This is a genomic window from Aeromonas sp. 602396, from assembly GCF_049173735.1.
In the GTDB taxonomy this organism is placed as follows: domain Bacteria; phylum Pseudomonadota; class Gammaproteobacteria; order Enterobacterales; family Aeromonadaceae; genus Aeromonas; species Aeromonas veronii_A.
The window spans coordinates 63,861-88,743 of sequence record NZ_JAAKSD010000011.1 but is presented as its reverse complement, the minus strand read 5'-3'; the positions used below and the strand labels follow the sequence as shown (position 1 = coordinate 88,743).

At 58.8% G+C, this 24,883-nt stretch carries 27 protein-coding genes; 9 read left to right on the top strand and 18 right to left on the bottom strand.

Annotated features, from left to right (window positions below):
• Positions 1–31: 31 nt before the first annotated feature.
• Positions 32–376 (top strand): GIY-YIG nuclease family protein, encoded by a 345-nt coding sequence (locus G5229_RS13945; RefSeq protein ID WP_216952097.1) that lies wholly within the window; start codon positions 32–34, stop codon positions 374–376.
• Positions 377–455: 79 nt separating this feature from the next.
• Here G5229_RS13945 and pspG read toward each other — a convergent pair whose 3' ends face one another.
• From pspG to G5229_RS13925, 4 genes are all read right to left on the bottom strand, one after another.
• Complete coding sequence (gene pspG / locus G5229_RS13940) at positions 456–674, bottom strand: envelope stress response protein PspG (protein ID WP_216952098.1); 219 nt, start codon at positions 672–674, stop codon at positions 456–458.
• 45 nt (positions 675–719) lie between these two features.
• Positions 720–926 carry a PspC domain-containing protein gene (locus G5229_RS13935; RefSeq protein ID WP_124241612.1) on the bottom strand — a complete coding sequence of 69 codons (207 nt, stop codon included), beginning with the start codon at positions 924–926 and terminating at the stop codon, positions 720–722.
• 2 nt (positions 927–928) lie between these two features.
• Complete coding sequence (gene pspA / locus G5229_RS13930; RefSeq protein ID WP_421209337.1) at positions 929–1,591, bottom strand: phage shock protein PspA; 663 nt, start codon at positions 1,589–1,591, stop codon at positions 929–931.
• Between the two features lie 210 nt (positions 1,592–1,801).
• Entirely contained in the window at positions 1,802–2,530 is a 729-nt protein-coding gene (locus G5229_RS13925) for a 1-acylglycerol-3-phosphate O-acyltransferase (RefSeq protein ID WP_005335875.1), read from the bottom strand.
• Positions 2,531–2,715: 185 nt separating this feature from the next.
• On the opposite strand from G5229_RS13925, the gene G5229_RS13920 reads away from it, so the two are divergent.
• Together G5229_RS13920 and G5229_RS13915 are read left to right on the top strand one after the other, a co-directional pair.
• Positions 2,716–3,093: a hypothetical protein gene (locus G5229_RS13920; protein ID WP_421209335.1), complete on the top strand. Its 378-nt coding sequence runs from the start codon at positions 2,716–2,718 to the stop codon at positions 3,091–3,093.
• A 218-nt stretch (positions 3,094–3,311) separates the two neighbouring features.
• Entirely contained in the window at positions 3,312–4,055 is a 744-nt protein-coding gene (locus G5229_RS13915; RefSeq protein ID WP_216952101.1) for a DsbA family protein, read from the top strand.
• A 137-nt stretch (positions 4,056–4,192) separates the two neighbouring features.
• Here the strand turns inward: G5229_RS13915 and G5229_RS13910 are convergent, their stop codons facing one another.
• A complete protein-coding gene (locus G5229_RS13910; protein WP_421209333.1) occupies positions 4,193–4,621 on the bottom strand; it encodes an EF-hand domain-containing protein in 429 nt (142 codons plus the stop codon).
• A gap of 284 nt (positions 4,622–4,905) precedes the next feature.
• Here G5229_RS13910 and G5229_RS13905 point away from each other — a divergent pair, with 284 nt between their 5' ends.
• The 5 genes from G5229_RS13905 (at position 4,906) to G5229_RS13885 (ending at position 9,461) form a co-directional block, all read left to right on the top strand.
• The gene (locus tag G5229_RS13905; protein WP_005343121.1) at positions 4,906–5,190 is read left to right on the top strand and encodes a DnaJ domain-containing protein; all 285 of its coding nucleotides are present in this window, start codon (positions 4,906–4,908) and stop codon (positions 5,188–5,190) included.
• Between the two features lie 22 nt (positions 5,191–5,212).
• On the top strand, positions 5,213–5,755 hold the full coding sequence (atcA, locus tag G5229_RS13900) for a cold adaptation protein AtcA (RefSeq protein ID WP_421209331.1): 543 nt from the start codon (positions 5,213–5,215) through the stop codon (positions 5,753–5,755).
• Positions 5,756–5,767: 12 nt separating this feature from the next.
• The gene (gene atcB / locus G5229_RS13895) at positions 5,768–6,535 is read left to right on the top strand and encodes a cold adaptation protein AtcB (protein ID WP_005335887.1); all 768 of its coding nucleotides are present in this window, start codon (positions 5,768–5,770) and stop codon (positions 6,533–6,535) included.
• Positions 6,536–6,546: 11 nt separating this feature from the next.
• Entirely contained in the window at positions 6,547–7,449 is a 903-nt protein-coding gene (atcC, locus tag G5229_RS13890; RefSeq protein WP_270819166.1) for a cold adaptation protein AtcC, read from the top strand.
• A 524-nt stretch (positions 7,450–7,973) separates the two neighbouring features.
• Positions 7,974–9,461, top strand: a complete 1,488-nt coding sequence (locus G5229_RS13885; RefSeq protein ID WP_421209329.1) for a peptide MFS transporter — start codon at positions 7,974–7,976, stop codon at positions 9,459–9,461.
• A gap of 613 nt (positions 9,462–10,074) precedes the next feature.
• Here the strand turns inward: G5229_RS13885 and G5229_RS13880 are convergent.
• The 13 genes from G5229_RS13880 to nudF all read right to left on the bottom strand — a co-directional run bounded on the left by G5229_RS13880 (position 10,075) and on the right by nudF (position 23,217).
• Complete coding sequence (locus G5229_RS13880; protein ID WP_335827543.1) at positions 10,075–10,977, bottom strand: SIR2 family protein; 903 nt, start codon at positions 10,975–10,977, stop codon at positions 10,075–10,077.
• Complete coding sequence (locus G5229_RS13875) at positions 10,974–11,954, bottom strand: ParA family protein (protein WP_421209327.1); 981 nt, start codon at positions 11,952–11,954, stop codon at positions 10,974–10,976. Before G5229_RS13875 ends, G5229_RS13880 begins: the two co-directional genes overlap by 4 nt.
• Positions 11,955–12,004: 50 nt before the next feature.
• Positions 12,005–14,296, bottom strand: coding sequence for a DNA topoisomerase IV subunit A (parC, locus tag G5229_RS13870; protein ID WP_421209325.1), 2,292 nt, complete (start codon positions 14,294–14,296; stop codon positions 12,005–12,007).
• Between the two features lie 71 nt (positions 14,297–14,367).
• The gene (gene parE / locus G5229_RS13865; protein WP_021231692.1) at positions 14,368–16,278 is read right to left on the bottom strand and encodes a DNA topoisomerase IV subunit B; all 1,911 of its coding nucleotides are present in this window, start codon (positions 16,276–16,278) and stop codon (positions 14,368–14,370) included.
• Between the two features lie 115 nt (positions 16,279–16,393).
• Positions 16,394–18,403, bottom strand: coding sequence for an FUSC family protein (locus tag G5229_RS13860; protein WP_421209323.1), 2,010 nt, complete (start codon positions 18,401–18,403; stop codon positions 16,394–16,396).
• Position 18,404: 1 nt separating this feature from the next.
• Entirely contained in the window at positions 18,405–19,271 is an 867-nt protein-coding gene (locus G5229_RS13855) for an HlyD family secretion protein (protein WP_215802040.1), read from the bottom strand.
• The gene (locus tag G5229_RS13850) at positions 19,264–19,506 is read right to left on the bottom strand and encodes a DUF1656 domain-containing protein (protein ID WP_033113020.1); all 243 of its coding nucleotides are present in this window, start codon (positions 19,504–19,506) and stop codon (positions 19,264–19,266) included. The genes G5229_RS13855 and G5229_RS13850 overlap by 8 nt, the downstream gene beginning before the upstream one ends.
• A 113-nt stretch (positions 19,507–19,619) precedes the next feature.
• The gene (locus G5229_RS13845; RefSeq protein WP_421209320.1) at positions 19,620–20,021 is read right to left on the bottom strand and encodes a GFA family protein; all 402 of its coding nucleotides are present in this window, start codon (positions 20,019–20,021) and stop codon (positions 19,620–19,622) included.
• Positions 20,022–20,057: 36 nt separating this feature from the next.
• A complete protein-coding gene (locus G5229_RS13840; RefSeq protein WP_421209318.1) occupies positions 20,058–20,681 on the bottom strand; it encodes an NUDIX hydrolase in 624 nt (207 codons plus the stop codon).
• 2 nt (positions 20,682–20,683) lie between these two features.
• Positions 20,684–21,271 carry a YqiA/YcfP family alpha/beta fold hydrolase gene (locus G5229_RS13835; protein WP_421209317.1) on the bottom strand — a complete coding sequence of 196 codons (588 nt, stop codon included), beginning with the start codon at positions 21,269–21,271 and terminating at the stop codon, positions 20,684–20,686.
• A gap of 12 nt (positions 21,272–21,283) precedes the next feature.
• Positions 21,284–22,102 carry a 3',5'-cyclic-AMP phosphodiesterase gene (gene cpdA / locus G5229_RS13830; RefSeq protein ID WP_041202814.1) on the bottom strand — a complete coding sequence of 273 codons (819 nt, stop codon included), beginning with the start codon at positions 22,100–22,102 and terminating at the stop codon, positions 21,284–21,286.
• Positions 22,103–22,124: 22 nt separating this feature from the next.
• Positions 22,125–22,613, bottom strand: a complete 489-nt coding sequence (locus G5229_RS13825; protein WP_196783449.1) for a DUF1249 domain-containing protein — start codon at positions 22,611–22,613, stop codon at positions 22,125–22,127.
• Positions 22,576–23,217 carry an ADP-ribose diphosphatase gene (nudF, locus tag G5229_RS13820; RefSeq protein ID WP_005335901.1) on the bottom strand — a complete coding sequence of 214 codons (642 nt, stop codon included), beginning with the start codon at positions 23,215–23,217 and terminating at the stop codon, positions 22,576–22,578. Before nudF ends, G5229_RS13825 begins: the two co-directional genes overlap by 38 nt.
• 304 nt (positions 23,218–23,521) lie before the next feature.
• Between nudF and tolC the strand changes: the two genes are divergently transcribed.
• Complete coding sequence (gene tolC, locus G5229_RS13815) at positions 23,522–24,844, top strand: outer membrane channel protein TolC (protein WP_266135321.1); 1,323 nt, start codon at positions 23,522–23,524, stop codon at positions 24,842–24,844.
• Positions 24,845–24,883: the final 39 nt, after the last annotated feature.

The following is a 24,883-nucleotide window of genomic DNA, read 5'->3' as shown; positions in this document are numbered from 1 at the left end:
CTGCTTTTGAGTTTGGCACAGAGAAGTACAAATGATAAAACCTCCTGACGGGATATCCCCGCACGCCTCTCCCCCCTCTTCTCGCTGGTTTATCTATATGGTGCGCACCGCCACCGGCCTGCTCTATACCGGGGTCAGCACGGATCCTCAACGTCGTCTGCGTCAGCACCAGAGCGGCAAGGGGGCTCGCGCCCTGCGCGGCAAGGGCCCCTTGACGCTGGCTTGGCAGCAGGAGGTCGGCGAGAAGGGGGCAGCCCTGCGCCTCGAATATCGCCTCAAGCAGCAGCCAAAATCCTTCAAGGAGCAGCTGATCCACAGCCCGGCACTCTGGCAGAGCTGGAGCCCGCAGTGGTTACCCGAAACGACCCGACCTTAAGGGTTACAGCTAAAAAAAGGCCACTCGATGAGTGGCCGAAAAGGGGAAATCAGGGAGCATTTCATAACTTGTTGCACAACTACAGATAGGTATTGTTGCGCTGACGACGGTGGCTGATGAGCCAACAGACTGCCAGCGCGACCAGCAGCCAGGGGGCCAACTTGACGATCAGGGCAAGCATGCCGCTCAGCAGCCCCAGTAGTACAAACACGCCGCTCACCAGCAGCATGGCTACCAGGGTAAAGCCGGTCAGCGCCATGACCAGCAACACTCCCAGCAATATGAAAAATTCCAGCATAACTTGCTCCTTACGGGCTCTCTGTGCCGCCGGGCTGCCTTGCGGTCAATCCAGCCAGCGTTTCAATTCATAACGGGGCGGCATCACCAGCACCGCCAGCAGATAGGCAGCCAGTGCCAGCGGTGGCACCAGGATCAGGGCGAGCAGGGCTACCACTCGCACCGTCACTCTGGAGATCCCCAGCCGTTGGGCAATGCCGGCGCAAACGCCAGTCAGCTTGCGATGGACAAGATCCTTGGGCCAGGGAGTCATGGTTATACCTCCACCTTCTGCCCCTTGAGACGGGCCAGCTCGCGCTCGATCTCGTCATTGAGCTCCAGCTCGCGGAACTGGGCCTCCAGCGAGGGATTCTGCCCCAAAATGGCCGCCTCCAGCTGGGCTTCCAGCTGTTCGACCCGGCCTTGAAAACCGTCAAAGCGCGCCATCAGCTCATGCATGCGCTGGTTGTCCACCTGAGCGCGAGCACGAATGCGGCTGTGGGCCGTCTGCTCGCGCAGGGTCAGCAGTTTCTGCTTCTCCCGCGCCTCGGTCAGCTTGGCTGCCAGTCGCTCGCTGTCGGCGGTGAGCTGGGCCAGCACCTCGGCCACCCGAGCCTTGTCCTGCTCCAGCTGTTCACATTTTTTGACCTCCGCCAGCTTCTCGGTGAGGGCGGCGCGGGCCAGATCCTCACGACCCTTCTGGATGGCGAGCTCGGCCTTGGCCGACCACTCCAGGATCTGCGCCTGCAACCCCTGCTGGTGACGCTCCAGCTGTTTCTGTTCGGCAATCACGCGGGCGGCCTGGGTACGCATCTCGACCTGCACCTGCTCCATCTCTTCGATCATCAGGCGCAGCATCTTCTCCGGCTCTTCACTCTTGTCGAGCAGGCTATGCAGGTTGGCATTTATCACGTCGGTCAGGCGGCTGAATACGCTCATGGTCTGGCTCCTTGTTGATGGGATGGCTATCTCTTCCCATTGCATTACAAGAGCCGTGCCAAGAAAAATTATTGTTGTTTTACATATAGATGGGAATTTACTGAGGAAATTCAAGAAGGGATTGTTGGTGAGAATAGCCAACCTGGTGGTGATTTTTACCAACAAAAAAGGGAGCCTCAAGCTCCCTTGTCGATTCGTCTGCGCTATCCGTCAGGCGGCATGGCTGTGGCCCAGCTTGCTGTCCAGTTCAGTCAGCTTGGCCTCCATCCGGGCGCGGCAGGTATCGGAGAGATCGCGAATGCCGCTGGCACCGTGCTCCTTACTGCAGACCGGCGCCATCACTTCCACCAGCACTTCGCCGTTGTCCCAGCGATTGAGGTCGACCTGACCGAAGTAGCTGGAGCAGACGATGGGCACCACGGGCACTTCAGCCTGTACCGCAGTGTGGAAAGCGCCCGCCTTGAACGGCAGCAGGCCACGTCCCTGGGAGCGGGTCCCTTCCGGGAACATCCAAATGGAGGTGCCGCGGTTCTTGATGCGATCCACCACCTGACCTATGGTGCCGATGGCACGGGAGCGGTTGGAGCGGTCGATCAGCACGTTGCCGGAGAGCCAGAAGATAAGGCCGAACAGCGGCAACCAGAGCAGGCTCTTTTTGCCCACTGCCACCACGCCAGGCTGCACCGCACCGGTCACGGTGAAGATGTCGAAGTTGCTCTGGTGGTTGCAGACGTAGACTGCCGGGCCGACCGATTTGACCTCATCGGCCACCGTCACCTTGACTCGCAGCCCGATCAGCGGGCAGACCGCGTGATACATGCGGGCGAAGACATAGACGTTGTTGGGATGGCGCGGACGAACCAGACAGAGCAGCAGGCCGAACAGGAACCAGAAAATGAGCAGCAGACCAAGCAGCAGCACACGGGCAATTTTGAGCATCGAACACCTCGAGTTTTAACTCGGCGCAGTATACTGATCCCCCTTTTAGCGAACAAGCGTTCGCCAAACAGAACCGACCACCCTCCCCGTCACGCCACCCACAGTGCTGCTCATCAATACGCCGCCGACTTGCCCCACCCGCCATTGGTCGTTAGGATGGCCCCATCTTGATGGACGGGGCGAACATGATGTTGCAACAACTGGTAGCGAAACATCTCCTGCTGCTGGTCTGCCTGCTGGTGCTCAATTGTGCGGCCCAGCCGCTGGTCCGGCTTGCCCTGCTCGATCAGGCGCTCAGCTGTCAGGCACTGCCCGTTCCAGGCTCGGCAACGGATCAAGAGGATGCCAAACCGGCCAGCCCGCAGCTAGGCAGTTGCCAGCTCAACGGCAAGTGGCTGAGCGCCGCCACCCTGCTCTGCATCGAACAGCTCTTCTTTGCCGTGGCGGTGCTGATCGCCCTGCTGGCCCCCCTTTGGCGCTACACACCGCCACTGCCCCCACCCATAGTCATCTCGCCACCCGAACGGCGTCTGCACCTCACCCTCTGCATCTGGCGGGAATGATTCCGGCTCTTTGCCATTGGTCATGACTCATGTTTGCGAGACCATCGCCGCCTTCTTGCACCAACGGGGCACGACTGCGGCGTACTGAAAACAGATTTACGGCATGGCGTTGTTGCAGGGGAATACCTTGCTGCCCCGACGCAACCACGACGACTGCCGACTAGCTTGCACAAGGCTGGCCACTTCAGGCTGGCACTACCCGATTTTAAGGAGTATCCATGAAACCGACTCTGAGCGCCCTGCCCCTGCTGGCCTCTCTCTGCGCAACCCTGCTGGCTCCGACCCTGCACGCGGCCCCCTTCACCCCTGAACAGGAAGCACGCATCAAGGAGCTGATCCGCGAGACTCTGATCGCCAACCCCAAGATCCTCGACGAGGCGGCCGAGTCCTGGGAGAAGCAGAATGCCGCAGCCCAGGAGGCCCAGCTTGGCAACTTCATCAAGGGCAACAAGGATGTGCTGTTCAACAGCGCAACCAGCCCGCGCCTGGGTGCCAAAAACCCCAAGCTGACGCTGGTGCTGTTTACCGACTACAACTGCCCCTACTGCAAGCAGTTCGATCCCCAGCTGACCAGGCTGCTCAAGGCCTATCCGAATGATCTGGGGCTGGTGATCAAATTGCTGCCGTTCAAGGGGCAGAGCTCCGCCAAGGCAGCCCAGTACAGCCTGACCCTGTGGCAACAGGATCCCGCCCGCTTCTTCGCCCTGCACGACAAGCTGATGAGCAAGCAGGGGATGCTGACCGAGGCGGACATCAACAAGGCGCTGGCGGCCACCGGCAATGTGGCACTCAAACCGGAGGGTAAAGCCACCGAGGAGCTGCGCAACAGCCTGCGCATTGGTACCCTGCTGGGTGTACAGGGCACACCGGCGACCCTGATCGGCAACCAGCTGGTGTCGGGCGCCATCCCCTATGAGGAGCTGGAGCAGCTGGTGAAGGCAGAGCTGGCCAGGCAGAGCTAAGGTCGGGGTCGCCCGCAGGGGCAGGAAGCGCTCGCACTGCGACAATGGTGAGCCCTCAGGTCACCCCGTCTCCATGCAAAGAGCCCGGTATCACTACCGGGCTCTTTATTTCAGGAAAGAAAGGTGACAAACCAGCTCTATTGGGCGGGCGCCATCATCCCCTGCCCGAGCCGCCCTCTGGCACTGGTACGCTCGGCTTCGTCAAGCACACCATCTCCGTTCTTGTCCATTTGGGTAAAGAGAGCCTCATGATGCGCCATGAACTGTTCCCTGGTCGTGTCCTGCATCGGCCTCATGTTGCCCATGTTCCCCATCTTGCCAGGCATGGCCTTGCCTGACTGCTGCATTGCCTCGTGCATCTTGGCCATGGCTGCCTCTCTCTCGGCAATCGAGAGGGTGCCATCCTTGTCACTGTCCTGCCGGGTGAAACGCTGCTCGGCTCTTTCCATAAACTGTGCCTTGGTAATGTCCCCCTTGATGAACATCAAGGGCTCATCGATTCTCTCATCGGCAGCGATGGCGAAACCGCCAAGCAGCACCATAGGCAGAAGATAAAATTTGAGCATGGCTGTCCATTCCTTAGTAAGGGTCTCGGTACGCGAGGCCAACTGACGATCGCCAAGATAATCCCCGGCGCCTCCTGTAGTGTAGTCCCTGGGCTATTCCCGACAGGGAGACAGATCCCAAGGTGCCCCGTCACGCTTTTCTGCCAGTGACCTTGCGTCCTATTCATGGCGATGGCGGGAGGTTTCCGCTAAAATGACGGGTTTTTGCCGTGCCTGGTTTGCCAATCCCCACCATCAGGCACTCGCAGCGTGAATCCTATGATGCCAGTGATGCAGGATCTGCCATGAACAACTACTTTCGGGTGCTGGGCGTCAAGTCCAACGCCAGCGAAAACGACATCAAGAAAGCCTATCGTCGGCTGTCGAACCAGTACCACCCCGACAAGCTGCACGGGGCCAGTGAAGAAGAGAAAGAGCAGGCAGCCATCAAGCTGCACCAGGTAAAGCAGGCCTATGAAGTGCTGTCCGATCCGAAACAGCGAGCCGCCTTTATCAAGGATTTCAACAACGTCATCGTGACCGACCCCGCCTCCGCCATGCAGGAGATGTGGGATCAGTTCTACCCCTGAAACAGCAGGCAGAAGAGCAACTATGCAAAAGAGATGGGACCAGGCGCGGCTCAAGTCGCTGCAAAGCGATGCCAGCGAAAACATCGAATCCTACCGGGATCAGGACGACCCCAAGGGGCTGGAACAGTTCACCGACCAGATGAAGAGCCTGCTGCTGGCCGATATGAGCATGCTGGAGTTTATGCCCGAGTATCTGCCGCTGGCCCTCTATGGCCGGGTGCAGTTCCCGGCCAAGGCCAAGTCGCAGTGGAACAAGTGGCTCACCAGCGGCGAGCAGCCGAGCTGGGACGAGTTCAAGGTGAGCGTCGGCTTCAACAACGCCGCCCTGCCGCTGGTCAAGGCGGTGCGGGCCCAGAGCGAAGATCAGCTGATGGAAGCCTGCGCCGTGCTGTTTCTGCTCGACAACCCGCTGCCGCGCGGCAGCCACCGCGGCGATGACGACTATGAGCTGCGCGACGAAGAAGATGAAGACGGGGAAGATGCCGACGCCGACTACCATGGCGGCAGTGACCGCTATGGTGATGACAACGGCGATCAGGATATGTACGACGAAGTCCGTTTCTAATTGGGGCAAGGCATGAGCAACAGTCTGATAGAAATTACCGCCATCGAGATCAAAGAGCTGGCCGTTATCGAGCCGAAGCAGGCCAGCGAGAAGTTCGAGCTGATCGCCAAGACCATGTCTGACGACCAGCTGGCAGAAGTGATTGAAAACATTGATATCGTTACCCTGACCCAGATTAACGGCCAGCACGACATCTCCTTCCCCTCCATCATCTCCGAGCTGATGACCCCGGAGCGGATCCGCGACATCGTCTGCCAGCAGCCGCTCTATTGGGAAGAGGCGATCAAGAACAACGCCGACGAGCTGCAACAGCACACCTTCGACTTCCTCAACTACCTGATCCGCACCCAGGATAGCGAGGCCAAACAGCGCGAGATCCTCGAGTGCGTGGCCGAAGACCCGGCCGGTCTCTTCTACCTCGCCATCCCCTTTATCGAGTTCTATCGCGGCGATCGCTATGAAGAGGACGAAGGCTATCGCGACGTGCTGCATGCCGAAGAGGAAGATCTCGAAGAGTCCCTGCGCTACAGCGAGCGCCAGCAGAGCGAGGATGTCCACGACTACGCGCTGGACGACCCGCGCAGCCTCTTGATGCTCATTCGCGAGCTGGCCCCAGAGGTGGAGAAAGCCATCAAGGCGCTGCTGCGCAACGAGCACTCCACTTGGGACGGCATCATCAACAAGTTTGCCGCCGAGCTGGTGATGCAGGCCAAAGAGAAGAACAAGGTCGAGGAAGACGAGTACGGCGACGTCGACGACATGTTCAGCTTTCTCGATTAAGGAGCCCATTCATGCAGTTAGTCATTCGCGATGCCAACCAGGGCCCCTTTCTGACTCAGGTGCTGCGCTTTGGCCGCGACAACGAACTCTTGAGTCAGCAGCAGCTGGCCGCCATCAAGGGCAAGGCGGTGCTGATGAGCCTCAAATTCGCCGACAAGTACTACAACAAGTACAAGATGCACCTGCTGGAGCAGGCGGCCCACGACGTCATCGGCGTGGTGAGCCTCGGCCTGCAGGAGCTCTCGGCGCGGGATCCGGCCAAGGCACTGGCGCTGCTGCAGGCGCCGGAAGGCCCCATCAAGCCGTTCCAGAAGGGCTGGTCGATGCTCATTACCGTCAGCCCCAAGCAAGGCGGCAACAGCCTCTACGGTGATGTGGATGCGCGCCTCTTGGACAAGATCTCGAGCCCGCCCGATGTGGAGGAGTGGCAAGGGTGGCAGGAGTACGAGAAGGCGCTGACCGAGCACAACAAGAGCCGCCTGATGGAGCTCATCGACCAGCACTTCTTCGCCTGCGAGAGCGACCACCCCACCATGGAGGACAAGCTGGCCGAAGCGCTGCTCTACCGCATCCTCTGCGGCAAGGGCAGTGGCGCCGCCCCGCTCAAGGTGAAGCAGGATCTCAAGCGCAAGCTGGCGCGGGAGATTGAGCTCGACGAGGGCTGGTATGACACCGACTACCTCGCCGCCCAGCTCGCCCTGATGCTAAGCGCGCTGCCTGCCGACATGGCCGCCGCCCTGCGTCAGGAGCTGAGCCCCGGCTTTGTGCCCAACCTGCTGCACACCCTCGGCTTTGTGCGCCAGTACCAGCTGCTGCAAAAAGAGAACGCCTCGCCGGAGAAGCTCGACAACGTCGAGATGCGCGCTGGTCTCAAGCACCCGCTGCTCGGCTGGCCGCTCTACCACGACTTCTAAGGCCGCTTTCGCCGCCCATCAGTCGCACCACAACGCCCGGCCTGCCGGGCGTTGTTCTATCCTCCCCTCACCTCTCCCAAGCAAAGAGAGAACACGCGCAAGTCACCCTGAGGCAACCCCTTCTCTTCCCGATATTTATTCACTCAAGACCCGAGGATGAATAAACAACCTGCAATACAACAACTTGGCACCAGCTGCGTTTCGGGGCAACAAAGCGGGACGAAGATCCCGTTACAGCGCCATAATCGGCACCAAATAGCCGACTGGATCACATCAACCGTGTCGCAATCACGTGGTAAATCGAGCTAAAACCACGGCTCAATCACGCATAAAAAGGCGGAATAGATCAATAAAAAGCAATTAATCGCGCCAGATTAAATTTCAGGTATGGCTATTTGCACCGCTTGGCCGCTAAATGACAGACCGGCCTTCAGACCAGCATGGAAGCGCACAAGGCTAGCCGGCAGCAGACCGGTACGCTCTCAGGATGAGTTGTGATTTTCTCTTCTCACAGGAGACAGACCGTGAGCGCTTCGAATCAACACCCCACCATTCCCCCCGGCTCCGGGGCGCTGTTCTTTATCCAGACCTTCTCGACCCTGGGGTTTGCCGTGCTCTACTCCACCCTGGTGCTCTACGCCACCAAGCGGCTCGGCTTCAGTGAATCCCAGGCCAACGCCATGATGGGGGTCTTCGGGGCCTTCAACTATGGCCTGCACCTGTTTGGCGGCTATCTCGGCGGGCGCTACCTCAGCAACCGCAACCTGTTCGTGATGGGGATGGTGCTGCAGGTGATCGGCTGCTACTTCATCGCCGAGATGGGGATCACCGGCCTCTACTGGGGGCTCGCCATGTTCCTCACCGGCAGCGGCCTCAACGTCACCTGCCTCAACATGATGCTGACCCAGCGCTTCGCCCCGGATGATCACCGCCGCGAGAGCGCCTTCCTGTGGAACTACGCCGGCATGAATCTGGGCTTCTTTATCGGCTTCACGGTGGCGGGCTACTTCCAGCTCACCGAGGATTACCGCACCCTGTTCCTGTTTGCCACGCTGGGCAACATCATCGCCATCATCGCCACCTTCGCCTGCTGGCCGATTCTGGCGGATATCAGCACCCCGCTGCGCCACGTCAAAGGGAGCGGCTTCTACCGCCGCATGCTGGCCGGGATCGCCATTCTGGCCATGCTGGTGCCGGCGCTGCGTCTGCTACTGACCCACGCCAGCTTCAGCGGCAGCTTCGTGCTGATCCTGGGGGCCGTGGTGCTGGTGCTGCTCTGCGTGATGACCGCCCGCCACCCAGACGCCGCCGAGCGCAGCCGCATGGTGGCCTATCTGATCCTCGCCCTCGGCTCCCTCATCTTCTGGTCGCTCTACCAGCTGGCCCCCATGGGGCTGATGCTCTTCTCCGAGCACAACATCAACCTCAACGTGTTCGGGCTGCGGGTCGCCCCCCAGTGGATCCAGAACATCAACACCATTGTCATCGTCATCGGTGGCCCCCTGATGGCGCTGCTGTTCAAGCGACTGCGCGAACAGGGGTGGAATATCGACATCCCCTCCCAGTTTGCCGCCTCCCTGTTCTGCATGGGGCTCGGCATGCTGGTGCTGCCGATCGGCATCCATCTGGCGGGGGCCGACGGGCTGGTCGCCTTCAAGTGGATCGCCATCAGCTATGTGCTGCAGAGTTTTGGCGAGCTGCTGATCTCCCCCATCGGCTACGCCATGATTGGCAAGCTGGCCCCCGCCAGCCTGCAAGGCTTGATGATGGGCTGCTGGATGATGGTGACCGGCGTTGCCTCGGTGCTGGCGGGCTATGTCTCCGGCGCCATGCCGCAAAATATCGGCAGCACCCCGGTGGCCACCAACCCGGGTTACAGCTCGGTATTCAATATGCTCGGCTGGGGCTCGCTGGCGGGCGGCTTGGTGTTGCTCCTGCTGGTGCCCCGCCTGCGCCAGCTGATCGCCTCGAAAATCACCCCGCCACCGGCGGCGACAGCTATCCCCGTCTGATCGGGCTCGGGCCAGCCATTTCAGTGGCCCCTACCAGTGCGAACGGTTGAATCAGCGGCACAGCTGTTAATGCAAAGGGCCCCGCCATCATGGATGGCGGGGCCCTCTCTTTTGGCGGGTTGGATGGTTCTTTTCAGGTTGGCAACCTGGCGCCTGTTGTGGCGTTTGCCCCTATCGTCATCGTCCCCTCACCCTAACCCTCTCCCGAGGGGAGAGGGGATCAGCACCTGCCACTCTGTAGCCGAAGCTGTCACGCTTAGCTATCACGCCATGCCACGGTCACTATCAATGGCTGCGATCTCTGCTCCCTTCTCCCACTCTTTGCCATAGATAGGGGGAGAAAGGTCGGTGAGGAGGGGGAACAAGCCATCACAACAGAAGCCACCGGCAAGCCGCAGAGCGTTAAATCAAGCAGAATCGAGTAGGGTCGATTAGCGAAGCGTAATCGTCCGCACCGCAATCTCGGTGTCTATGGACATAGAGAAGAGATCAGCTGGCGCACCGGCAAAATTGTGGCAACCCGTTTTCGCGATCATCTGATTACGCTTCGCTAATCAGACCTACGGGCCTACGATCCGGCTAATCAGACGTTAGACTCTGCAAATAAACACAATCACCATAGCGTTGAGGTTGATAAATCACCACGATATGCATCTACTTTTTCAGCCAAATCTTTAATTGAATCCAACAACTCTTGGTGGTCATTATTAGGAGAGTATTTAATAACCTTCAAATTGTAGTTTTTTGAAAGTAATGCTTCATGGTTTGATTTTAACTTCTCTGAAAGAACCACATAATGAGGTGGTGCTGCTTCAAATGCCATAGAATAATTTTCCAAAACTAAAGACAAATCAGGATCATTCATTCCACAACCTATGAATAAAAATGTATGTGTGAAAATCAATGAATCAATAGCCTTGTAAAAATTAGCATGTTTATTTCTAATCCCTGCATAATCCTCTCTAGTAAAGATCAATTTATCAGGTGTATCTATACACCCATGGATTTTCAATAATAACCTTTGTTTTTCATTGCCTCTTAATACACGAGGAATATCTTCATCAAAGAAACGCTTTATTTTTATATTATTTGGAACTGCGACATTGGGATTTCCTTGCGCATGGCCAATTTGTGAATATATGAACTGATCATATATTTTATCCACATTAGGAGTCATAACAATAGAGGCGTCGAGAGAAAAAATTGCTTTATGTAGTTCGTTAGGCTGGTACGCAGGAACGAGAAATGATTCTTCGAGATAATTTGCCCAACCATGGCCTAGTTTGTCCTTCAATATTTGACAGCAGCTTAAATAATCACCTTTTTTTAAAAAATCCTTTGCTTCTTTGGCATCTTGGCGATTTATGCTTTCTATTCCCTTCTCCAGAAACTGAGTCCATGATGGTGGCTTTTGGCCATTCTCACCTATAGAACCCATCGACACACCTGCACCGATAAAAATTACAGCTCGCCTTCTAGCTATTGATGAAATAACATCCTTTGGCCAGTTGATCATCCCATTGCCTCCAAATTAGAGACAAAGTTATGAGCGATATTGTTAAATATTTCATAGGCTTCGTTTACTTTAGCAAAATGGGCACCAACAATACCATCTGCGGCAGCTAAACAAAAAATAGGCTTATGACTAACTTGAGACATTGGGACCAAACTATGTAAATTAGGAATGCTACCTAGCTTATAATCAACCCCCTTTTTATAATTATTTCCTATCAAATTCTCTTCTACATGCAACGATATCGAAGACATAATTTTTTCATATGCTTTAACAGCTCTTTTTTCCCCTTGGGCATCTCTTTTAGCTGTGTACTGCTGATTTGTATAGCCCAAGAACTTCAGCCTAAAATCAATATCATCTACTTCAAGGTCATCCGGGTCATCAATAAAGTCCAATGTTTTAGAAAGTTTTCGTCCCCAATCCTTAATCCAAATTGATATATTTTCAGTAGCTCTAATGCTGAATATATCCATCGACAGAGGTAAAACAAAATAATCTGATGCAATCAAGACAGAGCGATTGATCGAACCTAATGAAGGACCAAGATCAAAAAATACATAATCATAATCTTCGCAATGTGATAAAAACTGCCTAAAAATATATGTTGTTCTTAATCCACGAACTCCACCTGTGGTCCAATCTGATGCAAGTACATCTTCGATTAAGGCTAGCCGGGGGTCACCAAGTAGAATATCTACACCAAAGGATTCAGAATGAATAAACTCAATGCTCTCAGAAAAACCTTTCCCTTGTGATAATGGCTTTGCCATATCGTATACTGTACTAGATTGTTTTTTATTATAGAGGCGAGTTAACTCACTCTCTTTTAAAACATACTGAGTTGCATTAGATTGAGGATCTACATCCACAATGAGTACTTTCTTTTCTAATTCTTTTGATAAGAACGCGCCTAAATTACAAGTGAGTGTTGTTTTACCAACACCACCCTTATTTGTAAAAAATGCTACTGCCTTCATTAAACCCCCTTGTTATCAAAAAATGAAGGAGGGCAAAGCCCTCCTATTTTTTATTCTGTATCTATTTTATTTTCGAGATCTACCACAGGCAAGCTCTCTATTTCTATCCTGTCTACCCGCTGCAAACCGCGGGGCAGCTTGGCGCCACGGCGGCCGCGCTCGCCGCGGTAGTAGTCAAGGTCAGATGGCTTAAGAGTGAGCTTGCGCTTGCCGGCAAACAGGGTGACCGACTGGCCCTGCGGGATGACGGCGGCCATCACCACAAACTCTTCCCGTGCTTTCACCCGAGCCGACGGAATGCTGATCAGCTTGTTGCCCTTGCCCTTGCCGAGCACCGGCAAGGTATTGAGCGGGAACAGCAGCATGCGCCCTTCGTTGGAGATGGCCATGCAGAGATCGGTTTCTGGCGAGCCGATCTTCTGGGGTGCCATCACCTGACCCCCTTCCGGCACGGTGAGCAGCGCCTTGCCGTTCTTGTTCTTGCCGATCAGATCGTCATAGGTGCAGACAAAGCCGTAACCGGCGTCGCTGGCGATCAGATACGGCTCGCCTTCGTTGCCCATCACCAGATGACGCACCTCTTCACCGGCACCCAGCGCAAAGCGGCCGGTAAGCGGCTCGCCCTGACTGCGGGCGGAGGGCAGAGTGTGCGCCTCCAGCGAGTAGGTGCGGCCAAAGCTCGACAGGAACACCGCCTGCTGGTTGCTGCGACCAAAGGCGTGGGTGAGGTAGTTGTCCCCCGCCTTGTAGGAGAGCCCCTCGACATCCACGTCGTGGCCCTTGGCGGCGCGCACCCACCCCTTGTCGGAGAGGATGACGGTGACCGGCTCGCTCGGCACCAGCTCTTTCTCGGTCAGCGCCACGGCGGTGGCACGCTCCACCAGCGGGGTGCGACGATCGTCGCCGTACTTCTCGGCATCGGCCAGCAGCTCTTTCTTGAGCAGGGTGTTGAGACGGCGCTCGGAGCCCAGGATCAGCTCCAGCTTGTCGCGCTCTTCGGCCAGTTCGTTCTGTTCGGCACGCAGCTTGAACTCTTCGAGCTTGGCCAGATGGCGCAGTTTCAGCTCCAGAATCGCTTCGGCCTGGGTCTCGGTAATGTTGAAGCGCTCCACCATCACCTTGCCCGGCTCATCCTCGGTACGGATGATCTCGATCACCTCGTCGATGTTGAGGTAGGCGATCAGCAAGCCTTCGAGGATGTGCAGGCGAGCCAGCACCTTGTCGAGGCGGAACTGCAGACGGCGACGCACGGTCTCGCGACGGAACTGGATCCACTCGCTGAGGATGGTCTTGAGGCACTTCACCTGCGGCCGGTTGTCGAGGCCGAGGATGTTGAGGTTGACCCGGTAGTTCTTCTCCAGATCCGTGGTGGCGAACAGGTGGGCCATCAGCCCCTCTACATCCACCCGGTTGGAGCGCGGCACGATCACCAGACGGGTCGGGTTTTCGTGGTCAGATTCATCGCGCAGATCGGTGACCATCGGCAGCTTTTTCGCCACCATCTGGGCGGCGATCTGCTCCATGATCTTGGCGCCGGAGGCCTGATGGGGCAGCGCGGTAATGACGATATCGCCATCCTCCTCGCTCCAGACCGCCCGCTGCTTGATGGAGCCCTTGCCGGTCTCGTAGATTTTGCGGATATCGTCGCGCGGAGTGATGATCTCGGCGTTGGTCGGGTAATCCGGCCCCTGAATGTGCTGCATCAATGCATCCAGCCCCGCATTGGGGTTGTCGAGCAGCTCGGCACAGGCGTAGGCCACTTCCCGCGCGTTGTGGGGCGGGATATCGGTCGCCATCCCCACCGCGATACCGGTCACCCCGTTGAGCAGGATGTGCGGCAGACGGGCAGGCAGCACCACCGGCTCCTTCATGGTGCCGTCGAAGTTCGGCGTCCACTCCACCGTGCCTTGCCCCAGCTCGGAGAGCAGCAGCTCGGAGAAGCGCGACAGGCGCGCCTCGGTATAACGCATGGCGGCGAAGGATTTGGGATCGTCCGGCGCCCCCCAGTTGCCCTGACCGTCCACCAGCGGGTAGCGGTAGGAGAAGGGCTGGGCCATCAGCACCATGGCTTCATAACAGGCGCTGTCGCCGTGGGGGTGGTACTTACCCAGCACGTCACCCACGGTACGGGCGGACTTCTTGTGCTTGGAGAGCGCCGACAACCCCAGCTCGCTCATGGCGTAGATGATGCGCCGCTGCACCGGTTTGAGGCCGTCGCCGATATGCGGCAAGGCCCGATCCATGATGACGTACATGGAGTAGTTCAAGTAAGCCTGTTCGGTAAAGGTGCGCATTGGCTGGCGCTCTACCCCGTCCAGACTGAGCTCGATAGCATCACTCATATGTTTTTCTCTTGCTATGGCGCGCCCCTGGAGGGCACGCCTGAAATGCGGGTCGGCAGGTGACCGACGGCTTAGATGATGGCGAGGTTGCCCTTCTCTTCCAGCCATTCGCGGCGATCGCTCGCCCGCTTCTTGGCCAGCAGCATGTCCATCAGCTGCAGGGTCTCATCAGCCGCATCCCCTTCGCTCTCTCCTGCCGGCTCCATGGTGAGCTGCACCAGACGGCGAGTGTTGGGATCCATGGTGGTTTCCCGCAGCTGCTTCGGGTTCATCTCACCCAGCCCCTTGAATCGGGTCACCATCACCTTGCCTTTCTTCTTCTCGGCCTCGACCCGCTGCAACACGCCGTTCTTCTCGTCCTCGTCGAGGGCGTAGTAGACCTCTTTACCGATATCGATCCGGTAGAGGGGCGGCATGGCAACATAGACGTGGCCCTTCTCCACCAGCGTGCGGAAGTGCTTCACAAACAGAGCGCAGAGCAGGGTGGCGATGTGCAGACCGTCCGAGTCCGCATCCGCGAGGATGCACACCTTGCCGTAGCGCAGGCCACTGAGGTCGTTGGAGTCGGGGTCAAGACCGATGGCGACCGAGATATCGTGAACTTCTTGCGAGGCGAGCACCTGACCGGCCTCCACCTCCCAGGTGTTCAGGATCTTGCCGCGCAGCGGCATGATGGCCTGAAACTCGCGATCCCGCGCCTGCTTGGCACTGCCGCCCGCGGAGTCACCCTCCACCAGGAACAGCTCGCCCTGCATGGGGTCGGCGCAGTTACAGTCAGTCAGCTTGCCGGGCAGCGCCGGGCCTTGGGTAATCTTCTTGCGCACCACCGTCTTGGCGGCGCGCATCCGGCGCTGGGCGCTGCTGATACAGATCTCGGCGATCTGCTCTGCCAGCTCGGTGTTGCTGTTCAGGTAGAGGCTGAAGGCATCCTTCACCACGCCGGAGACAAACGCCGAGCTCTGACGGGAGGAGAGCCGCTCCTTGGTCTGACCGGCGAACTGCGGATCCTGCATCTTGATGGAGAGGATGTAGGCGCAGCGATCCCAGATATCTTCCGGGGTCAGCTTGACCCCCCGCGGCAACAGGTTGCGGAACTCGCAGAACTCGCGCATGGCGTCGAGCAGCCCCTGACGCAGACCGTTGACGTGAGTACCGCCCTGCGCAGTGGGTATCAGGTTCACATAGGATTCGGCGAGGCATTCTCCCCCTTCCGGCAGCCAGCAGAGGGCCCAGTCCACCGCCGACTGTTCGGAGCTGAACGAGCCGATAAAGGGCTGCTCCGGCAGGCAGGTGAACTGCTTGACCGCGTCGACCAGATAATCCTTGAGGCCATCTTCGTAGCACCACTCCAGCTTGATGCCGGTGTTCTTGTCGAGGAACTTGATGGTGAGGCCGGGGCAGAGCACGGCCTTGGCTTTGAGCAGGTGCTCCAGCTTGGTGACCGAGAACTTGGGCGAATCGAAGTAGCTCGCCTGCGGCCAGAAGCGCACCCGGGTACCGGTGTTGCGACGGCCGCAGGTGCCGGTGATGGTCAGCTCCTGCACCTTCTCGCCACGCTCGAAGGCAATGTCGTAGACCTGACCGTCGCGACGTACCGTCACCTCGACCCGATCGGAGAGGGCGTTCACCACCGAAATACCCACCCCGTGCAGACCGCCGGAGAACTGGTAGTTCTTGTTGGAGAACTTGCCGCCCGCGTGCAGCTTGCAGAGGATCAGCTCCACCCCGCTGACACCCTCTTCCGGGTGGATATCGACCGGCATGCCGCGGCCGTCGTCGATCACCTCGAGGGACTGGTCTTCATGCAGGATCACCTCCAGATTGCGGGCGTGACCTGCCAGCGCTTCATCGACGCTGTTGTCGATGACCTCCTGGCCGAGGTGGTTGGGCCGGGTGGTGTCGGTATACATGCCGGGGCGGCGACGCACCGGCTCAAGGCCATTGAGGACCTCAATGGCATCCGCATTGTATTGAGTAGACATGGAGGGCCTTGCGAATTGACGTTTGGGGAGAATCTTACTCGTTGGGAGGGTATTGGACAAACTTGGCTGCGGGAAAGGGTGATCCGGAGGGGATTGTGCCCCTCCCAAGCCAGTTTCAACTCCCTTCGGCGGGGCCCGGCAGCGCCTGTTGCAGTTGGGAGAGCGAACTTTGCAGCCGCCACACCATACCTGCCAGCTCTCGCGCCGTGCCATCGCCATGGTTGGCCAGCCCCAGACTGATCCGTTGCAGCTCGGCCAGCGTGCGGTCGAGGGAGGCGTGCTGCACCCCCTGCTCGGTGAGGATCCCCTTCAGGCTGCGGATACAGTTGTCACGCACCAGATAGAGAGGATGTTCGTCACCGCGCCACTGGCGCAGTTGCCAGACGATATGGCTGCAGTTGAGCAGCACCACGCCCCAGCGCAGCACCCAGAGACGGGCGGTCTGATCCTGACTCTGACCGAGCTGGCTGATGCAGTGGTAGATCAGCGACTCGAACTGGCTCTCGCTCTGGCGCGGGGCCGGCTCCAGCTGATCCATGAAGTGGCGGCGCAGGGAGCGGATAATCCGGCGGCTCTTGCGCCGATCCGAGCTGGGTCGCAGCAGCTGAAACGCCAGCGCGGCACTCATCACCCCCAGCATCTGGGCGAGGCTGCTGTTGATAAACTGCTGATAGTCGTAGCTGGGTGGATTGGTGATGGCGAGAAAGGAGCCGAGCAGCACGATCATCTGACCCCAGAGGCCCGCCTGCCGCACCTGCTGCAGTTTGCAGAGCTGCATGGTGAGCAGCGCCGGAAAGAGCAAGAGGCAGAAGATCCAGAAATCGTCGATGCGGATCATCAGGCCAAACTTGACCGCAAAGCAGATGAGGCTGAGCAGCAGGATCGCCCTGAGCATGGTGTTGGCCCCCTGAGCCGGGGCCGGGGTCGCCGAGTAGAGCACGCAGCAGATGGAGAGCATGGTGAGCGCCGAGCTGCCCGCATCCCATTGACTGTTGATCCAGAAGGTGCAGCCGAGCAGCACGCAGAGGAAGGTGCGCCCGCCGTTATAGGCGGCCTCCAGCGTGTCGGTATGGCTGGTGAGGGAGGTGTGGCGGGGCGGCGCCGGCCACTCCTGATCGTCGTAGCGGGTCAACCGGTCAAGCCAGCGCTGACACTCCAGATAGCTCCAGCAGAAGTGGCGCAGCCGCAGCAAAAAGGTGCGCAGTCGATAATCATGCTCGCTGGTCGGCATCAGGGGAGCCAGTAACCTCGCGACCCGATACTTGTCGCACCCCGGCTTGCCAAGCTCGGCCAGCAGGGTGGCGAGCAGCGCCTGAATACCCTCCGGTTGTTCCGGCCAGTTGTGCAGCATGCGGCGCTGGCTGGAGATAAGGCTGATCAGGCGCAGCTGGCGATGGAGCAGGAAGTTGAGCAGCCGGTTCTGGCGCCGCAGCCGGTGATGGCTCCAGACCGCCTGAATGCGTAGTACGTTCATGGTGAGGATCTGGCCGATCAACCCCTCGTGGGAGCTGCGTACCTCGTGCGTCATCTCCCCCAGCCAGAGCAGCTGGGCATGCTCCAGCAGGCGGGCTTGGCTCTTGCGCAGGGATTCCAGCAGGGTTTCGCTGTCGGAGGTGCTGGGCAGGATCATCATCATCAGACCGCCGCAGAGGATGCCGATGATCACCTCGCTCACCCGCGCCTGGGCAATATCGAAGATATGGTGGGGATCCGCCACATTGACGCAGGAGAAGGCGATGATGGCGGCAGTGTAACCGCCGAGGGCGAAGGCGTAGGAGACGTTGTTCTGATAGTGGTTGGAGATGTAGGTGCACAAGCCCAGCCAGAGGGCGATGAGAAAGCTGAACAGCCAGGGATCGCTGATGCCAAGACCGGTGATCATCACCGCCGCCATCGCCCCCATCAGGCTGCCAACCACCCGCCCCAGACTCTTGCTGATCACCCCGCCCACAGTGGGAAAACTCACCACCGCGGCCGAGCTCATCGCCCAGTAGGGGGAGTCGAGCTGCAGCACGAAGGCCAGCCAGAGCGACAGGCACATGGCCAGCGCATTGCGCAGGGCATAGCGCCACTGCCCCCCTGTCGCCTTCCCCCAGGGGGTACGCAGCCAGAATGACTCGCTCACCCTACTCGCCAATGGTGATGGTGCAGGTGGTGCCGGCGATCAGCGTCACGTCCGCCGGCACATCCAGCAGCCTGATCCGCACCGGCACCCGCTGGGCCAGCCGCACCCAGGGCACGTTGGGTTTGACGTCGATCAGCAGGCCGTTGCCGCCATCGACGCTCTGATCGTGGATGGCGCGCCCTATGCTCTCCACCTCGCCGCGCAACCGCTGTTCACCGCTGTAGAGCACCACTTCAGCCGGTTTGCCCGGTGCTATGTGGCCGAGCTTGGTCTCTTCAAAGTAACCCTGCACATAGAAGGAGTGAGTATCCACCAGCGCCACCAGCGGCACGCCGGCGCTGGCATAGTTGCCGACCCGGGTCTGCAGGTTGGTGATGTAGCCATCGCTCGCGGCATGCACCCGGGTCTTGGCCAGCGACCACTCCGCCTTCTCCAGATTGGCCTGTGCCACCTGATAGGCCGCCTGCATCGCCTGGGCATTGAGGCGCGCTTCGTCCATCGTCTCGGCGGAGATGACGCTACGCGACAGGCCGCTGCGGCGATTCGCCTCATGCTCGGCCTTGTCGAGATCCGATTTCGCCTTGGCCAGCGCCGCCCGGGCATTATCGAGGGCGATCCGGTAGGGCTCGGGGTCGAGCGTAAAGATCTCCTCCCCCGCCTTCACCAGCTGGTTGTCCTTCACCGCTATCTTGATGATCTTGCCCGACACCTCGGGGGTAATGCTGACCAGCTCGGCGCGCACCTTGCCATCCCGGGTCCAGGGCCCCTGCATGTAGTAGTTCCACAGCCACCAGCCCGCCGCCAGCGCCAGCGCGCAGACCAGCAGGGTGGAGAAGTATTTGAGGGTCGCGAGAGGTGATTTAGCCATGTAACAGCATCCATAGAGCGCCGCTGACGGCGAGGATAAAGAGGGAGAGATCCATCAGCAAGGGGTGCCAGACATCCCCGCCATAGAGCCAGTCACGCAGCAGATGGTGCACCGGCAGCCAGCAGAGCAGGCCGAGCAGCACCGCCTTGAACAGCGGCGGAAAGTAGAGAGAGGCGCCCAGTACCAGATCCGGCAGCGCAGAAGGAGTTGTCACAAACGTGCTCCCTGTTGGCAGTGAAGTTCAGAAGAGTTCGGCCATTCCCTGCCCCGGGCGAGGCAAAGTAAACAGGCCGCTAAAGATTAACACTGCCCCGCAGGGTGCAACAGGTACATATGAGCCCCTTTTGTTCAGACCTGTCGATCCGCTGGATGATGCACGCCATCGCGCGTCGGCACCGCCCCCAGCTCGAACGGGTTGACCCCTTCGAGACAAGCGAGGTTGTAGCCATACTCGGCCGGGTTGGAGCGGCGCTGATGGTGGGTATAGATGCCGCAGATACTGCAGAAGTAGTGTTTGGCGGTGCGGGTATTGAACTGGTAGCAGCGCAGCACCTCCTCCCCTTGCAGAATGCGGATGCCGGACAGCGGCACCGAGGCGACGATAGCGCCCCGACGTCGGCATAACGAGCAGTCACAGCGGCGCGGATCAACCACCCCATCCGGCAGGGTCAGCTCCAGCACCACGGCGCCGCAGTGGCAGCTGGCCTTGTGTTTCTCTTGAATCGGGGTATTGCCGATGCGCTTGATCATCCAGCCTCCTTGCAGACGGGTTCACTTCCTCAGATGTCAATCAAACAGGGTATCGCGCCGCCCCTGCTGCAAGTGCTCATGGAGGGTGCGCAACTGGGAGGCCACCACCCGATGGCGGGAGAGCGGGGGCAAGTCGTCGATGGGGAAGTAACCCGCCCCTTTGGTTTCATCGGTTTCGCCCAGCAGCTGGCCGCCGGCCACCTCGCACAGAAAGAAAGCCTTGTGGGCGTGAGGCAGCTGGGGCGGATGAGGATGTTTTAGCTTGTCGAACAGGGCCAGCAGTTGCACCGCACGGCACTCAAGGCCGGTCTCCTCCACCACTTCACGCACCACGGCATCCGCCGGCGAGTCACCGATATCGCACCAGCCACCGGGCAGAGTCCAGCAGTCGTCGCTGCGCTCCTGTACCAGCAGGATATGGCCCGCATCGTTCTGAATGAAGGCCCGCACATCGAGCTTGGGGGTGGGATAACCACTGTCGAGGGCAATCCAGTCGCTGATGGCTTCCGGCGCCAGCTCGCCCTGGCTGGCGATAAGGGCCACGGTGGCCGCTCGCAGCGCCTCGAAACGGCCGATATCGAAGGGGTCTTTGGAGTAGGTGAGGCCCGCTTGCGCCGTGACCAGTACCTGTTCCAGAAAGGCGGCCAACGGCGGTTGCATGATTAAAGCCCGAGGAAACGGATGATCTGGGCGGGGTAGCGCTCGAACGCCACGAAGGCGTGGTCGCCGCCGCACTCCAGCGAGAGGCGGGCAAAGCGGTATTCGTCCAGCGCCTTACGGTAGTCGAGCACCTCATCCCCCTGCTGTTGCAGCACCCAGAGTCGCTCCGGCGCCGTCACCGGTACCGCCAGTGCCCGCAGCTCGTCCATATGTTGAGGCAGCAGTTCGTACTGCTCACCCGTATAGGGATTGGTCTGGGGGCCAAGGTAGTCGCAAAGCAGCTCGTGCGGGCACACCGCCGGATTGATCAGCGCCGCGCGGCAGCCGTACTGCTCGCTGACCCGGGTCGCCATAAAGCCGCCGAGGGAGCTACCCACGGCGCCGAGCTTGTAGTCACTACCATAACGACGCTGCAGATCAGCAATGGTCTGCTCGATAGCCGCCCAGGCCGTCGCTGGCGTATTGGGCTGGGCCGGAATGATCACCTCGATGTCGGGCCGGTTGGCGGCCACCCAGGCAGCCATCTGCTGCGCCTTGGCGGAGCCCGGTGAGGAGTTGAAACCGTGCAGATAAAGGAGAACCGACTTCATGCAATGCTCTCCTCAATAACCGGTGGCGTTGGGGTCGGGCACAAACTGTCCCACCGGCAGGCGCCACACCTCGCTGGCCACCCGCCCATCCGGATAGAGGGTGAGATAGCGCCAGCCCGGGCCGGATTCATCCAGCGCAAAGCCATCAGAGAGAGGTTTGAACTGGATGCAGGTCGATGGGCTGGCAATCAGCCGCACCCCGCGGTGCACCTCGTCAAACTCCTGATGGACGTGGCCAAACAGGATGGTCTTCTGCTGCGGATGACGGGCCAGTACGGCGAACAGGTCATCGGCATTCTTGAGATTGTGTTGATCCAGCCAGGCACAGCCCACCGGCACTGCCTGATGGTGCAGGGTGATAAGAGCGTGGCGATCAGGATATTGACGCAGGGCACGGTCGAGGGCGGCCAGCTGGTGATCGCCAATCATGCCGTGGGGTTTGCCGCGCACCTGGGTGTCGAGCAGGATCACCTGCCAGTGGTCGCCCACCAGCTGTTTGGATTCACTGATCCCGGCGGCATGGAGATATTCGGTCATCAGCGGGCTGTCATCGTGATTACCCGGCAGCCAGTAGATGGGGCGGCCCAGGGGCGCCATCATGGAGGCGAAGCGCTGATAGGATTCCGGGCTGTGATCCTGCGACAGATCGCCGGTCGCCAGAATCACCTCGTAGGGGTGTTCATTGGCCTGCACCTGTTCCAGCACGGCGGCCAGACTCTCTGCGGTGCGCACAGCCAACAGCCGCCCTTCGGCACTCGCGAAGAGGTGGGTGTCGGTAATTTGCAACAGGCGCACACTGCCGTCCTGCGCCTGGGGGAGCTCTGTTTCCAAAATCACGCTTCTTTTTATTTGTTCAACTGGAGATATTGATCGGGCTGGTACCATGTCTGAGACAAAATTTTAGCCATTCGGCCAGAAACAGATTTACCTGCTCCTTTTCGTCCCGCTGGTGCATCTTTTTATTGGGATAATCATAACGTGGTTGCAAACGGGAAATCTGTTGCGCTGCACACACTTCCGCCATCCGCACATCATGATACAAACGAATCTCTATCTGAGCTTGTAAATATTCGGGCAATTCGGGGTTGTGCTGGCTCAGGATCACCTGATTGGTGAAGCGACTCTCGCCAATGATGGTGAGCTGGAACTGCAGATCGTTGCCGACCCGATAGCGGCGCTCGGCGCCGACTTCCCCATCAGGCGGCAGCAGTTTCATCAACGCCATGTAATTGACCTCGCAGGTACGCTGCAAGGACATCAGATCAGGCACATAGCGCCTGCTCTGTTGCAGGGTCAGCGCCACCTCAGCGATCCGCCAGCCAGCGGGCGCGCAGCTCGCCATGGTTGAGGGCCAACCACTGCAGGGCAATGACCGAGGCCGCATTGTCGATACGTCCCTCTTTGAGCCAGGCATAGGCCTGTTCGCGGCTCACCACGTGCACCCGGATATCTTCGCCCTCATCAGCCAGACCGTGCAGTCCCTCGGCCTTGCTGGCATCCACCTCGCCCACAAAGACCTCGATCCGCTCGGTGCTGCCGCCCGGGCTCACCAGATAGCTGATGGCATGCTCGCAGCGGGCCACCTCGATCCCGGCCTCTTCCACCGCTTCGCGGCGCACCACCGCCTCGGCGGTCTCCCCTTCGTCGATGATGCCGGCCACCAGCTCCAGCAGCCAGGGGGTCGGGCTGGTCTCCATGGCGCCGATACGGAACTGCTCCACCAGCACGATCTGGTCGCGTACTGGATCATAGGGCAGCAGCGCGGCAGCATGGCCCCGCTCGAACAGCTCGCGCACGATGGGCTGGTTCCAGCCGCCCGCAAATAACCGATGCTGCAGACGATAGACATTCACCTTGAAGAAGCCGTTATATCCAGCTGATTTTTCAATGATTTTCACATCATCGGCGGCGTAATGCCGATCTTGCGGCAAGGGTTGCTGCGACATCCGGGGCTCCCGTCAGCTTGACTTGTATCAGTTTGACCATAAAATCCGAGGAACATGAATGAACGTTCATTCACTCGGCGTGCCATGGTAATGAGGGGTGGATTTTAGCAGCCACAGACCATTTGGCTAGGCGCGCGGGGAGAAAACTGCGTCCGGTTCTTGACGTTCCCGTCACCGGACCTGAGACTCTTAGCATTAAATTTTGCTTATAGTAGAGTGATTAAGCTGCAATCAAGCTTGGTCGGTGACAATATTTGCCTCTCCAGCAACCAGTTTGGGTTACTACATAAGGTTAAAACGATCTATGAAAAGAACACTTTTGTCAGTCATGGTGTTGCTGGGCGTCAGTGCCGGTGCCCACGCCGAAAACCTGCTCGATATCTATCAACAAGCCCAGCTGAAAGACCCGCAGTTGCTGCAGTCCAAAGCCGTTCGCGACCAAGCCTTCGAGAAGATCAACGAATCCCGAGCCCCTCTGCTGCCCCAGATCGATCTGGGTGCCGGGCTCAATTATCTGCAAAACAAGAACGACACCCAGAGCAATACCAACGCCAAGGGTGAGGTGACGCTGTCGCAATCCCTCTATCGTCGCAGTAACTGGGTCAATCTGGATATCAGCGAGAAGCAGGCCACCCAGTCTGATGTCGCCTACAACCTCGAAATCCAGAACCTGATGGTGCGCACCGCCAAAGCCTACTTTGATGTGCTCAAGGCGATGGATACCCTGGAGTTCGTCCGTGCCAACAAGGTTGCGGTAGAGCGTCAGCTGGAGCAAACCCAGCAGCGTTTCGAAGTGGGCCTGACCGCCATCACCGACGTCCATGAAGCTGAAGCCTCCCGCGACCAGGCGCTGGCTGACGAGATCAATGCCGAAAACTCGCTGGACAACAGCTACGAGACCCTGCGCGAGCTGACCGGTATCGATCACCGCAATCTGGACGTGCTGAACACCGATCGTTTCAGCCCGCAGAAGACCGCCTTCGGCTCCGACAAGTGGCTGGAGCTGGCGCTGGACAAGAACCTGCAACTGCACAGTGCCCGCATCAGCAAGGACATTGCCAAGGAGCAGATCGATCTGGCCAAAACCGGCCATGAGCCGACTCTGGATCTGGGGGCCGGACTGCAAACCAGCAATACCGATTACAAGCTGGATAGTATTCAGAGCGGCGGCAATGACAATCAGGCCAATATCGGTCTGACCTTCAAACTGCCCATCTACAGTGGTGGCGCCACCAGCTCCAAGGTAAAACAGGCTCAATACAACTACGTTGCGGCCAGTGAACTGCTGGAGAAGAACTTCCGCTCGGTGCAGAGCACAGTGCGCTCCTCCTACAACAACGTGAACGCCAGCATCGGCTCGGTACGTGCCTACAGCCAGTCTGTGGTCTCCGCCGACAGCGCCCTGAAGGCAACCGAAGCCGGTTACGAAGTGGGTACCCGTACCATCGTCGACGTGCTGGACTCTACTCGCAAGCTGTACGAGGCCAAGCAGAAGCTCTCCGAAGCCCGTTACAACTACATTCTCAATATCCTGAGCCTGAAACAGGCTGCCGGTATTCTGGAAGCGCAGGATCTGGTGGAAGTGAACCAGGGTCTGATGCCTGCCACGGCAAAAGCCAAAGGCTGATAGCCGCTATCGGACATGAAAAAGGCGACCGCAAGGTCG